Origin of the sequence: Nocardioides eburneus, assembly GCF_040838215.1 — a bacterium.
In the GTDB taxonomy this organism is placed as follows: domain Bacteria; phylum Actinomycetota; class Actinomycetes; order Propionibacteriales; family Nocardioidaceae; genus Nocardioides; species Nocardioides eburneus.
This window is the reverse complement of the sequence record NZ_JBFPJR010000030.1, coordinates 21,255-33,766: the sequence shown is the minus strand read 5'-3', so window position 1 is coordinate 33,766 and position 12,512 is coordinate 21,255. Positions and strand designations below refer to the sequence as shown.

Genomic DNA, 12,512 nt, shown 5'->3' with positions numbered 1-12,512 from the left:
AGGCAGTGCCGTGTCGGCGTGGGTCAGGCGTAGGTGTGGAAGCCTCGACCCGTCTTGCGACCCAGCTCGCCGGCGGCGACCTTCGCCTCGAGCGTGGCGGCGGGCTTGAAGCCGGGCTCGCCGAACTCACGGTGGAGCTCCTGCTGGATCGCCAGCGAGACGTCGTTGCCGACCACGTCGAGCAGCTCGAACGGCCCCATCGGGAAGCCGGCCCGCTCCTTGATCGCGGCGTCGATCGCGGTCAGGTCCACGCCCGACTCCGCGAGCCTGACGGCATCGTTGAGGTAGGGGAAGAGCAGAGCGTTGACGATGAAGCCCGAGCGGTCACCACAGGAGACCGCGACCTTCCCCGTCTTCGCGCACAGCGCCTTGACGGTCTCGTCGACGTGGTCGGCGGTGTGCTCCGTCGTGACGACCTCGACGAGCTTCATCACCGGCGCGGGGTTGAAGAAGTGCATGCCGATGACGTCCTGGGGACGCCCCGTCACCGTGGCGAGCTCGGTGATCGGCATCGAGCTCGTTGTGGTCGCCAGGATCGCGCCGGGCTTGCAGATCCGGTCCAGGTCGGTGAAGAGCTCGGCCTTGATCGCCAGGTCCTCGGCGATCGCCTCGACGACCAGGTCGGCGGCGGCGAGCGCCTCGCGGCCGGTCGCAGTCGTGATGCGGCCCAGCACGGCCTGCTTCGTCGCCTCGTCCGAGCGGCCCTTCGCGATGGCCCGCTCGAGGCTCCGGGCGATCCCCGTCACCACCGCGTCCAGTTTCTCCTGCGCGCGGCCGACCACCACGACGTCGTACCCGCTCTGGGCGAAGACCTGCACGATGCCGCTGGCCATCGTGCCGGTGCCGACGACACCGACGGTCGCGACCGGACGGCGTACCTGAGGCGCCGCGTGGTCGCCGGCCTCCCCGCCGGCGAGGGTCAGCCCCTCGGCGGCAGCCTTCTCCAGCAGGTCCGCGGGCTGGTGCAGGTGGTCGCCGGTCTCGGCGAACCGCGCAGCCAGCGCGTCGCGGACCGTCGCGGCACCGAGCTCGTCGATGACCATCAGCGGGCCCTTCGGGTAGCCACAGCCGAAGCGCATCGCATGGTCGATGTCGGTGGCGGTCGCATAGCCGGCCTCGAGCATCCGGACGGCGTGGTTGAGGTAGGGGTTGACGAGTGTGGCCGAGATCTGCTCCTCGGCGCCCGTCGCAGTCTGATCGTTCGTGAGAGCGGTCATGACCCCGAAGGCTGCCGCAGGTTGCTACTCGCTGGTAACCCCTGGGGTTGTGAGACTGGTCACCATCAGCACGCGGCGGCCGTGACGCGCCAGCCCGAGGTCTTCCTCGACGCGGATGAGCCGTCGGTGGAACGGCGTCGCGGGCTCCACCTGCACGAAGCCGCACGTCGCGTAGAACGGCGCGTTCCAGGGAACGTCGGCGTACGTCATCAGGCTCATCTGCCCGTGGCCACGGGAGGCCGCCTCGGCCTTCGCCGCCTCCACGAGCGCGCGCCCCTGCCGCTGGGCAGCGGAGGCGACCGAGAGCTGCTCCAGATGAGCCGCGCCGTCGATCTCGAGCACGTGAACGAAGCCGAGCACCGGTCCGTCGTCCGGGGCGGCGACCAGCAGGAAGCCGGGCTCGGCCGCACGACGCTCCCCTGCCGGCGGCGACGGCCAACCCGGGTCAGCGCCGAGGTAGGCGGCGAAGAGCCGGTCGGCGTCGGCCTCGATCCCGCCGAGGTGCCGCAGATCCGCGCGCGTCGCCCGGCGTACGACGCTCACGACCGCTCCTCGATGTGGCGCGCCATGACGTCACTGTAGATTCTGGCCGCGTGAGACTCGTCGTTGCGCGCTGCCAGATCGACTACGCCGGACGCCTCACGGCGCACCTGCCGATGGCGACCCGGGTCCTGATGCTGAAGGCCGACGGGTCGGTGCTCGTGCATTCCGACGGCGGCTCCTACAAGCCGCTCAACTGGATGTCTCCTCCGTGCAACCTCACGGAGGGCACCGCGGAGGACGGACGGGTGGAGTGGAAGGTCACGAGCAGGACCGACGACACCCTGCGCATCCTCATCGAGGAGATCCACCACGACTCCTCCCACGAGCTGGGCATCGACCCCGGCCTCCAGAAGGACGGTGTCGAGAGGCACCTGCAGGAGCTCCTCGCCGAGCATCCCGCGACCCTGGCCCCCGGTCTGACGCTCGTCCGGCGCGAGTTCCCGACCGCCATCGGCCCCGTCGACCTGATGTGCCGCGACGCCGGCGGCGCCTCCGTCGCCGTCGAGATCAAGCGGCGCGGTGAGATCGACGGCGTCGAGCAGCTGACGCGCTACCTCGAGCTGCTCAACCGCGACCCGCTGCTCACCACCAACGGCGCGGTGCGCGGCATCTTCGCGGCCCAGGCGATCAAGCCCCAGGCCCGCGTGCTCGCGGAGGATCGCGGCATCACCTGTGCCGTCGTCGACTATGACGCCCTGCGCGGCCTAGACAATGCCGAGGATCGGCTCTTCTAGACGACTTCTCCACAGATCCGCGCGACCCACTGGCCCGAGGTCGCCCGGTCCGCCTACCCTCGACCTGCCGTCCACGACCCCAGGAGCGCTCATGCCGCTGACGCCGCAGCAGATCGAGCACAAGCTCAGGCAGCACGACAGCGAGATCGTCTCGATCTACGATCTGCTCGCCGAGATCAAGGAGATCGTCGCGGGCCACGACGCCCGCTTCGACGGCCACGACGCGCGTTTCGATGCCCACGACGCCCGCTTCGACGCCCACGACGCCCGCTTCGACGCCCACGACAAGCGTTTCGATGCCCACGACGCCCGCTTCGACGCCCACGACGCCCGCTTCGACGCCCACGACGCCCGCTTCGACGCCCATGACGCCCGCTTCGATCGGATCGACGAGACCCTCACCGAGGTGCTCCGGCGCCTGCCCGAGCCCCGTTGACGAGCCTCCGCCCAGCCACGGTTGAGGGGCGAGGCTCTCCGACACCGCCTCGGCGGCGAGGGAGGGGCCGGAACGCCACCGTGAGGCGCACGTCGTCTCCGCAGGCGGCTCGCGGATGACCTTCTCGACGTCGCACCCTCCTCCAGGAGACGCAGGGCGCAGGACTGTCCGATCACCCCCGCGTTCGGGCGACCGCCCCGCTCAGGCGCCGGCGATCGCGGGGGCGGTCGGGTCGGCGCTCTCCGAGCGGGTCTCGCGGGCGACGTAGACCTCGATCTGCTCCACGTCGTCGTGGTTGCGCGTCACGACGTTGAGCAGATCGCTCATCGTGGCGACCTCCTCGACCTGCTCCCGGATGAACCACGCCATGAACTGCTCGGAGGCGAAGTCGACGTCCTCGCGCGCGATCTTGTAGAGCTCGTTGATCTGATCGGTCACGCGCCTCTCCTGCTCGAGTGCGAGCGCGACCGGCGCGACGACGTCGGCGAAGTCGTTGGCGATGCCCTCGACCGGAGGTATCTCGACCTTGGCGTCGGTGTCGAGGAGGTATTGCACCATCATCAGCGCGTGGTCACGCTCCTCGGCGGCCTGCCGGTAGAAGAAGGCCGCCATCTGGGGCATCGTCAGCGCGTCGTAGTAGACGGCGCAGGCGAGGTACTGGTTGTGCGAGGCGAGCTCGTTCCCGATCTGGGCGTTCAGCTGCTTGACGAACCGGTCGGCGGGCAATGCGGGATCTCCTGGTCGGTCAGGGTCGTTCACGGATGTCTAGGCGGCCTTGGAGAGCCGCTTCTTGGTCACCTTGCGGCCGTCGAGGCTGACGAGCTTGCGCTTCTTGACGGTATACCCGGCCGGCAGCGTGCCTTCCTTCAGCATCCGGATCGGACACCGCTCGCAGCGCTTCTTCGAGACGCAGCACTCCGTCTTCGGCAGCTTCGTCTTCGACCGGCTCTTCTTGCCCACACTCGGGACACTAGCAGGATAGGGCAGCCTTACCTACGTGTCCCGGGTCACGGACGCCGCTCACCACCGACAGGGCCAGCACGACGCCGACCGAGAGCAGGTGCGCGGCAGCGAGGCCGACGGAACCACTCACGTCGAGCTTGCGCGCAGGAGGCCAGCCACGTTCCGGGCCCCAGCCGTAGCCGAGAGGTCCTCCGTCCCACCCGGATGTGACGACCTGCCTGCCGGCATGGCCCGGACGGGTCATGCCGACGGGCAGGATCGCGGTCAGTGCCTCTGGCCGTGCCGGCCGAGCGGGTCGCCGGCCGCGGCGACGACCTTCTTGATCCAGGCCATCGCCTCGGGCACGTCGTAGTTGCCGGCGTGCGGCTGGTTCCACGCCAGCCGGTAGTCGACGTCCTTGACCTGCCGGTCGGCCTCCAGGGCCCGGTCGAGGTTGATCGAGACGATGAACGAGGTGTCCCGGTCACGCGTCCCGGCCCGGACGTACCAGTACGGCGAGGTGTCGGCGCTGGTCCCGATGAAGTCCATCGGGTCGATCAGGTGCACCTGGTCGTCGACGATCGTGCTCCCCCGGCGGACGTACTGCGCCCAGGTCAGGCCGGTGTCGTCGAGACCGGTGCCGTCGCCGGCGACGTCGTTGTGGTCCCAGCTGTACTCGGTGAAGTTCAGGTAGACCTGGTTCGCGGGCCCGAACAGGTTGGTCTCCGGGAAGCCACTGGTCACCCCGTTGACGCCGAGCGCGTCGAAGGCCGGCGTCCCCTTCAGCGCCTGCTGCGTGGCGACGAAGTCCAGATACTTCTTCATGTCCACCGAGCGCACCGTGTCGGTGTCGTTGTCGACGTCGATCCAGTCGTTGACGTACGACGTCGTGGTCGGCGTGGTGCCCGGCGCGCCGCCGCTCTGGATCTCGAAGGTGTCGCCCAGCGGCGGGATGGTGTTGGCCGGGTCGGCGGCCAGGTAGGTCTCCGCCGAGCGGATCACCTCCCGCTTCACCGTCTCGATCATGTTCGCGGCGGTGAGCCGGGAGCCGTCGCGGTTGCGCAGTCCGAGGCTCTTCTCGTACGCCGGGAACTGCGCGGCGATCGCGGCCGCCTCGTCGGGCTCGGCGTTCTGGTCGACGTCGTCCCGGGTGTTCAGGGCGTTGTAGAGCCACTCGTACAAGACGTCGGCGTGGCCCAGGTCGGTGATCGGGCAGTAGGCGTTGACCGCGAAGACGTCATCGCGCAGCGTGCTCGTGCGGCCGTTGCGGCCGATGCCGGCGGCGCCGATCGCGGCCAGATAGGGGTAGTACTGCGGGCTGTTGCCGGAGGCCCCGAGGATCGAGCCGAGCGCGCCGCCGCCGCTGGTGCCGTTGACCACGATCCGCTCGGCGCTGCCGGGCATCACCTTGTCGTTGAGCCGCAGGTACCGGACCGCCGCCTTGGCGTCGACCACCGGCGCCGGCGCCTTGCCGGGGTAGGACCCGTCGGCGCTCACCATCCCGCGGCTGCGGCTGGCGATGTCGGCGTACACGTAGCCGGCCTTGAGCGCGGCGCCGACGTTGCTCGTCGAGGAGTCGAACGACTGCCCGTCGGCCACGCTGGCCCGGATGTAGCTGGCCATCCACCCGGAGTTGTTGACAGCGAAGTAGATCGGCGCACGCTGGTCGTGGACGGCGCTCTCGGGCACGAAGAGGTTCATGCTCTGGTAGCCGCAGGCGGTGTTGGTGATGGTCGTCGTGCCCGTCGCGCCGCTCTGCTCTGCCGCCGCCGCGACCGGCTCGGCGACGTAGCAGACCTCCTGGTACCAGCGCACCGTCATCGGCTGACCGTCCACGGTCACCGTGATGGTGGTGTAGTCGCTCGGGTCGAACGCCAGCGCCCGGTCGGCCGCCGTGCCGCCGCTCGCCTTGCCGTGGTGGGCGGCCTTGCCGTGGTGGGCGGCCTTGCCGTGCGTCGCCTTCTGGTGCCCGGGGCTCGCGTGGCCGGCGGCCGCGGGCAAGAGCGCCATCGCGACGGCGGCGGCGGCCAGGGATCCGGCGACGGCCGCAGCCCCGAGGCCGCGGGCGTGGCGACGTCCTGTCGGGACGTTCGTGAGGTGTGAACGCGCGCGCCGTGACGGCGCAGAGAACCACTGCATTGGGGTCTCCCCTCATCGGATGCGGAACCGCTCGACCGGCACATCCGCTCGTGGCGGCGTGACGCACGTTACAGAATTGTGAACAATCTGCCTAGCAATCCGTCGCGCAAGATTGCAGACCGACGCCTTCGGCCGGGCCCGCGGTCTCGCCCCGGCCGGGGCGGCGGCCAACAGCCGCAGCCCCGGCCGGGATCAGCGGCCGGCGCGGCCGTGACCGGTGACGACGTCGACGAGCTCCCCGAGCTGCTCCGGAAGGGCGGCATCGCGCCACGCGATATGCAGATCGGGCCGTACGAGCACCGGCTCGGCGCCGTGGTCCATGCCCGGATGGCCGGCACACCGCGTCTCCTCAGCCCTGCCGAGACGGAGGCGCTGCGCGACAGCTACGGCCGCAACGGCTTCCGCGCGAGGAAGGTAGGGGACCACTACTGTCGCAAGGGGCGGCTTGCGGGTGTGCTCTAGCGTTCAGTCGAGGCCGTTGGCCCTGCGGATGACCTCGACGATGTCACCCATGATCTGGGTGAGCCCGAAGTCCTTCGGCGTGTAGACCGCGGCCACCCCCAGCTCGCGCAGGCGCCTCCCGTCGGAGTCGGGGATGATCCCGCCCACGATCACCGGGACGTCGCCGTCGCCAGCCCCGATCAGGCCGGCCTCACGCATGCCGTCCAGCACGGCCGGCACGAGCTCCATGTGGGAGCCGGAGAGGATGGACAGACCGACGCAGTGGACGTCCTCGGCGACGGCCGCCGCCACGATCTGCTCCGGAGTGAGCCGGATGCCCTGGTAGATCACCTCGAAGCCGGCGTCGCGCGCTCGGACGGCGACCTGCTCGGCGCCGTTGGAGTGGCCGTCGAGCCCGGGCTTGCCGACGAGCAGCCGGAGCCGCCCGCCGTCATGGCCGGCGAGCTCGGCGCCGGTCTGCCGCACCCGCTCCCGCACGGCAGTCAGCTCCGCGCCGGCCTCGGCGACCCCGACCGCGCCGGCGACGCCGGTCGGTGCACGGAACTCGCCGAAGACCTCGCGCAGGGTCTGCGCCCACTCCCCCGTCGTCGCACCCGCGCGGGCCGCAGCGAGGGTGGCCCGCATGAGGTTCTCGTCGGTCTTCGCCGCGGCCGCCAGCGCCGCGAGCGCCTCGGCGACCTCCTTCTCGTCGCGCTGGGCCTTCCAGGCCCGCACCGACTCCAGGGCGGCCTCCTCCGCCCTCGGGTCCGCCGCCATGATCGCCTCGTCGAGGTTGGCGGTGAGCGGGGACTGCTCGGTGGTCTCGAACCTGTTGACGCCGACGATGACCTCCTCGCCCGCCTCGATGGCGGCCCGGCGGCGGGCGTGGGAGGCGACGAGCTCCTGCTTCATATAGCCGGCGTCGACGGCGGCGATCGCGCCTCCCATCGCCTGGACCCGGTCGATCTCGGCCTTGGCGCCTTCGACCAGCTCGCGCACCTTGGCCTCGACGACGGTCGAACCGTCGAAGAGGTCGTCGTACTCGAGCAGGTCGGACTCGAAGGCGAGCACCTGCTGGAGACGCAGCGACCACTGCTGGTCCCACGGGCGCGGCAGGCCCAGGGCCTCGTTCCACGCCGGGAGCTGGACGGCGCGCGCCCGGGCCTTCTTCGAGAGTGTGACCGCCAGCATCTCGAGCACGATGCGCTGGACGTTGTTCTCCGGCTGCGCCTCGGTCAGACCGAGGCTGTTGACCTGCACGCCGTAGCGGAAGCGGCGCATCTTCTCGTCGGTCACGCCGTAGCGCTCGCGGGTGAGCTCGTCCCAGAGCTCGACGAAGGCGCGCATCTTGCACATCTCCTCGACGAACCGCACCCCGGCGTTGACGAAGAAGGAGATCCGGCCGACGACCTTGCCGAAGTCCTCCTCCGTCACCTGGCCCGACGCCTTCACCTGGTCGAGCACGGCGATCGCCGTACACATGGCGTAGGCGATCTCCTGCACCGGCGTCGCGCCGGCCTCCTGGAGGTGATAGCTGCAGATGTTGATCGGGTTCCACTTGGGGATCTGGTGGACGGTGTAGGCGATCATGTCGCCGATCAGCCGCAGCGAGTGCTCGGGCGGGAAGACGTAGGTCCCGCGGGAGAGGTACTCCTTGATGATGTCGTTCTGGGTGGTGCCGGCCAGCTGGGCGGCGACCTCCTCGGGCGACAGGTCCGGGTTCTGCTCCTCGGCGACCACCTGGTACATCGCCAGCAGCCACATCGCGGTGGCGTTGATCGTCATCGAGGTGTTCATCCCGGTGAGCGGGATGTCCTTGAAGAGCGTGCGCATCTCGCCCAGGTGCGGCACCGGGACGCCGACCTTTCCGACCTCGCCCTTGGCGAGCGGGCTGTCGGGGTCGTAGCCGGTCTGCGTGGGCAGGTCGAAGGCCACCGAGAGGCCGGTCTGCCCCTTCGCGAGGTTGGTGCGATAGAGCGCGTTGGACGCCTCGGCCGTCGAGTGCCCGGCGTAGGTCCGCATGACCCAGGGACGGTCCTTCGCCGGTCGGGGCTGCGCCGGGGACCGGTCCGACGACTCAGAGTGCGCTGTGGCTTCCGTCATAGGGCGAGCGTAGGACGTCGGTTACCAATTGGTAACCGGGTCGTGCTGTGGAATATCCCACTCGCGGCGCTCTGCGCCCGTGCCGCTCGCCGCGACGGCGCACGAGGGGTCAGGCGCTGGCGGGATGCTCCACGTCGAGCACGGCGTAGAGGCGGGAGAGGTGCAGCATCCGGCGTACGGCGGGACAGCATCCGCGCAGCGTCAGGCGCTGTCCCTCGGCGAACGCACGGCGGGTCGCCACCGCCAGCACCTTCAGCGCCGTGACGTCCACCGCCGACACGTCGGTGAGGTCGACGACGACATCCTCGTCGTGGTGCTGCTCCAGATGGTCATAGATCGCGGCCCGGACCTCCCACGTGCTGCGCACGTCGAAGTCGCCAGCCAGCACCAGCGCGGGTCCATCGGTCCAGATGTCCATGCCAAGCCCCCGTTCCCCGAGAAGAGGTCGTCGGTCCTGTACCCGTGAAGACGACGGATATCACCCACTATGACGCGCGGGGACCCTCAGAAGGTTGCGCCACACCAGCCTCAGTTTTCACTGCTGTCACATTCCGGGCCGGTGGGGCGCCGCCGAGCCGCCTCCAGGTGCTGAGGGTGAACGCCCGGTCGAGGGCCGCCAGGGCGGCCGACACGTCGACAAGGGCCGTCAGGTCGCCGGCCGGCACGAGGAGCGGCTCGGTCTCCTCGGCGCGCATCCGCCGTCGTACGCCGCCGACCTGGCGCGCCCACGCGACCACGGTGTCTCGGTGGCCGGCGAGCAGGTCCGGCGTGAGCGCGTCGAGGACGGTGCCCACCTGGTGCAGCAGCGCGACGAGGTCGGCCGGGTGGGCCTCGCCGGCGGGGGCAAGCAGCTGGTGGAGCGTGCGCCGGTGGAGGCGGAACGCGGGCGCGAGCTCCTCGAGCCGGACGAGGGCCTCGTCGAACGCGGCCCGCGCGGTGGCCGCCTCCGCAGGCCGCTCCCGCCACGCCGACAGCAGGTCGCTGAGCGCCGCCAGGGCGTCCACCCACCGCCGCCGGAAGACGGCACTGCTGCGCACCGGCAGCACGAACCACGCGGCGACGACGGCGACCACCGCACCGAGGGTCACGCCGAGCAGCCGTTCGGTCAGCTGACCGACACCGCCGACCCCGAAGAAGGCGTGGAGCAGCGCCAGCATCGCCGTCGCACCGGCCGCCCAGTAGGCATAGCTGGCCTGGCGCAGCCACTGCGCCACGCCCAGCACCACGAAGAGCAGCACGACCGCCACCCGGTCGCCGGCCTGGAGGGCACCCGCGAGCAGGGTCGCCGAGGCCGTGCCCGCGAGCGCACCGACGAGACGCAGGACGCCCTTGTGGAACACGTCGCCACGGCCCCGGTTCCCGCTGGTGACGACGTAGCAGCTGAGCAGGGCCCACGACCAGTGGTCGGGGAAGAGCCAGCGTCCGAGGGCGTACGACGCCGCCAGCCCGGCCAGCAACTGGAGCGCCATCCGGGTGCTGGCCGGGAGCGTCCCGTTCTCACGCCGCTTGGTCCTCGGCGCCGCCGCAGGGACGAAGCCGGTCCGCTCCGCGACGGTCTGCACGAGCGTCACGACCCCGAACGCCAGCAGCGCGAACACCGCCGGCCAGGCCGTCCGCGCGGTCGCTCCCCCGACCGGCACCGGGACGACGAGCAGGGTGATGAAGGGCAGGCTGGCGAGGACGCCGAGCGAGGTCGCCATGGACCCGAACCGGCGCACCCACACCGCGAGGGCGAGCACCACGGCGAAGACCGCTCCCCCGACCACCGCGTGGGTGACGAGGAGGCGACCCACCTCGCTCGCGGCCAGCGCGACCACCGGCACGGCGACGCCGCGGGCGACCAGTCCCCACCCGCGTGCACGTTCGCGGCTTGCCATCCGCGCGAGGGTGAGCGCAAGGACGCTCGCGAGCACGACCACGTCGAGGTGCAGCCCGAGCGCAAGCGAGAGCCGCCAGGCGGCGTACCAGGTCAGCAGGACGGCACCGAGCGTGACGGCCGCCGGGCGCCATGCGGCCGCCGGCGGGCACCGGCTCGCCCGGGACGCGGACACGCGGACGGACATGACCAGATCGTCGCAGGTCGACGCTCAGTACGCTCTCGGCATGGTCAACCTGACGCGCATCTACACCCGCACCGGCGACGCCGGCGAGACCCGGCTCGGCGACATGAGCGTCACCGCCAAGACGGATCCGCGGCTCGAGGCCTACGCGACGACCGACGAGGCCGGCGCCGCCATCGGCGTGGCGCTCGCCCACGCCGCGGCCGACGGCGGGATCGACGACGACGTCGTCGCCGTGCTGACCGTCGTCCAGAACGACCTCTTCGACGTCGGCGCCGACCTGTCCACGCCGGTCGTGCCGGACCCGGCCTATCCCCCGCTGCGCGTCGAGCAGTCCTACGTCGACCGCCTCGAGCAGTGGTGCGACCACTACAACGAGCCGCTCGAGAAGCTGCGCTCGTTCATCCTGTCGGGCGGGACGGTGGCGGCCGCCCATCTGCACGTCGCACGGACGGTGGTGAGACGGGCCGAGCGGGCCGCATGGGCGGCGTACGCCGTGCACGGCGAGACCATGAACCCGCTCGCCCTGACCTACCTCAACCGGCTCTCGGACCTGCTCTTCATCCTCGCTCGCCACGCCAATCGTGAGCATGGCGACGTCCTCTGGGTCCCCGGCGGCGAACGCGAGGCCTGACGGCGCGTCAGCCTCGCGGGTCAGTTGACCCGTGTCAGAGCCAGCCGCGGCGACCGGCCTCGTAGCCCAGCTGCAGCCGGGTGTCGACCTGCGCGCGGTCCATCATCTGGCGGACCCGGCGCTGGACGGTGCGCAGCGACAGGCCGAGCTGGCCTCCGATCGCGGCGTCGGTGAGCCCGGCCAGCAGGAGACCGAGGACCTTGGTGTCGAGGTCGTCGAGACGGTCGCCGGCGGCCTCGACGACACCGTCCGGGCCCGGGACGATCCGCGAGGCGCTTCCCCAGACGAAGTCGAAGAGCGCGAGCAGGGCGTCGAGCAGGCCGCTGGGATGGACCAGCAGTGCGTCCCGGACCGGCTCGTGGTCGTCGCGCGGTGTCATCGGGACGAGCGCGAGCCCGCGGTCGACGACGATGACGCGCAGGGGGACGACAGGGACGACGCGGAGCTCGACCCCGGCGTCCAGCGCCTGCTCGGCGGCGGCATAGAAGCCCGGCTGCTCGAAGGCCGGCCGCTCCAGAACGACCCGGAACCTCACCCCGCGCGCGAGAGCGGCCTGCTCCGCCTCGTCGTTCTCCTCCCGGGTCACGACGGCGGCGTCGCGGCGGACGAGCGTCTCGACGCAGGTGCGGGCGGAGTACTGCAGCTGCGCGAACCGTTGCGCGATCGCGTCCGGGCCGTGCACGACGTCGACCACGTCGGCGACGTCCCGCCGCGCAACGGCCCCGCGATAGAGCCCGGCCAGCTCGGCCATCTCGACCTGGGCCCGGCGCAGCTCCTCCTGACGCTGGACGAGCATCGCGCCCAGGGCCACCGCCGGCGGCGAGGCGACGAATCTCTCCTGGTCGGAGGAGGCCCTCGCGACGAGTCCCTTGCTCTCCAACGCGGCGAGGACCCGCGCCGCGTCCAGCGCGTCCAGCCCGACCGCCTCGGCGAGCTCGGTGGCGCTGCCGGACGGTGCGCCGACGAGGTGACGGTAGGCCAGCTCCTCGTCGTCGTGAAGTCCGAGCACCTTCAGCATCCTGTCGTTCCTCCAACGGCGCGCGCCACGGCGGAGCGCGAGGCTGCGTGGCACAGATGCGACATTGCGTATTTCCGCCATCGTCGCATACGTAACCTGCGGCGTCTTTGCGGCACACTGGTCGCCTGTTGCACCGCTCCGGTTCGAATCCCCCCGCTCGAACCGGAGCGGTGCCTCGTCTTTCGTGGCTGTGGGCGCCGCCCGACCGGTTGTCCACAGTCGGGGCGCCGACGAGTCGAAGATGT

At 71.0% G+C, this 12,512-nt stretch carries 13 protein-coding genes; 3 read left to right on the top strand and 10 right to left on the bottom strand.

Features of this window, described 5'->3' with window-relative positions:
- Nucleotides 1–23 precede the first annotated feature (23 nt).
- Complete coding sequence (locus AB3X52_RS15300) at nt 24–1,217, bottom strand: 3-hydroxyacyl-CoA dehydrogenase NAD-binding domain-containing protein (protein WP_367994962.1); 1,194 nt, start codon at nt 1,215–1,217, stop codon at nt 24–26.
- Between the two features lie 24 nt (nt 1,218–1,241).
- Nucleotides 1,242–1,760 (bottom strand): GNAT family N-acetyltransferase, encoded by a 519-nt coding sequence (locus tag AB3X52_RS15295; RefSeq protein WP_367994961.1) that lies wholly within the window; start codon nt 1,758–1,760, stop codon nt 1,242–1,244.
- A 50-nt stretch (nt 1,761–1,810) separates the two neighbouring features.
- On the opposite strand from AB3X52_RS15295, the gene nucS reads away from it, so the two are divergent.
- Together nucS and AB3X52_RS15285 are read left to right on the top strand one after the other, a co-directional pair.
- Nucleotides 1,811–2,494: an endonuclease NucS gene (gene nucS, locus AB3X52_RS15290; RefSeq protein ID WP_367994960.1), complete on the top strand. Its 684-nt coding sequence runs from the start codon at nt 1,811–1,813 to the stop codon at nt 2,492–2,494.
- Between the two features lie 91 nt (nt 2,495–2,585).
- Nucleotides 2,586–2,930: a hypothetical protein gene (locus AB3X52_RS15285; protein ID WP_367994959.1), complete on the top strand. Its 345-nt coding sequence runs from the start codon at nt 2,586–2,588 to the stop codon at nt 2,928–2,930.
- A gap of 201 nt (nt 2,931–3,131) precedes the next feature.
- Here the strand turns inward: AB3X52_RS15285 and AB3X52_RS15280 are convergent, their stop codons facing one another.
- The 7 genes from AB3X52_RS15280 to AB3X52_RS15250 form a co-directional block, all read right to left on the bottom strand.
- Nucleotides 3,132–3,656, bottom strand: a complete 525-nt coding sequence (locus AB3X52_RS15280) for a ferritin (RefSeq protein ID WP_367994958.1) — start codon at nt 3,654–3,656, stop codon at nt 3,132–3,134.
- Nucleotides 3,657–3,695: 39 nt separating this feature from the next.
- Nucleotides 3,696–3,890: a hypothetical protein gene (locus AB3X52_RS15275; protein WP_367994957.1), complete on the bottom strand. Its 195-nt coding sequence runs from the start codon at nt 3,888–3,890 to the stop codon at nt 3,696–3,698.
- Nucleotides 3,891–4,157: 267 nt separating this feature from the next.
- A complete protein-coding gene (locus tag AB3X52_RS15270) occupies nt 4,158–6,011 on the bottom strand; it encodes a subtype B tannase (protein WP_367994956.1) in 1,854 nt (617 codons plus the stop codon).
- Nucleotides 6,012–6,203: 192 nt separating this feature from the next.
- The gene (locus tag AB3X52_RS15265; protein WP_367994955.1) at nt 6,204–6,437 is read right to left on the bottom strand and encodes an aromatic-ring hydroxylase C-terminal domain-containing protein; all 234 of its coding nucleotides are present in this window, start codon (nt 6,435–6,437) and stop codon (nt 6,204–6,206) included.
- A gap of 39 nt (nt 6,438–6,476) precedes the next feature.
- Nucleotides 6,477–8,555, bottom strand: a complete 2,079-nt coding sequence (locus AB3X52_RS15260; protein WP_367994954.1) for a protein meaA — start codon at nt 8,553–8,555, stop codon at nt 6,477–6,479.
- Between the two features lie 109 nt (nt 8,556–8,664).
- Nucleotides 8,665–8,973 carry an STAS domain-containing protein gene (locus AB3X52_RS15255; RefSeq protein WP_367994953.1) on the bottom strand — a complete coding sequence of 103 codons (309 nt, stop codon included), beginning with the start codon at nt 8,971–8,973 and terminating at the stop codon, nt 8,665–8,667.
- Between the two features lie 67 nt (nt 8,974–9,040).
- Complete coding sequence (locus AB3X52_RS15250) at nt 9,041–10,618, bottom strand: FUSC family protein (protein WP_367994952.1); 1,578 nt, start codon at nt 10,616–10,618, stop codon at nt 9,041–9,043.
- 40 nt (nt 10,619–10,658) lie between these two features.
- Between AB3X52_RS15250 and AB3X52_RS15245 the strand changes: the two genes are divergently transcribed.
- Nucleotides 10,659–11,249, top strand: a complete 591-nt coding sequence (locus AB3X52_RS15245; RefSeq protein WP_367994951.1) for a cob(I)yrinic acid a,c-diamide adenosyltransferase — start codon at nt 10,659–10,661, stop codon at nt 11,247–11,249.
- Between the two features lie 34 nt (nt 11,250–11,283).
- On the opposite strand, the gene AB3X52_RS15240 is transcribed toward AB3X52_RS15245, so the two are convergent.
- Nucleotides 11,284–12,267, bottom strand: a complete 984-nt coding sequence (locus AB3X52_RS15240; protein WP_367994950.1) for a helix-turn-helix transcriptional regulator — start codon at nt 12,265–12,267, stop codon at nt 11,284–11,286.
- Nucleotides 12,268–12,512: the final 245 nt, after the last annotated feature.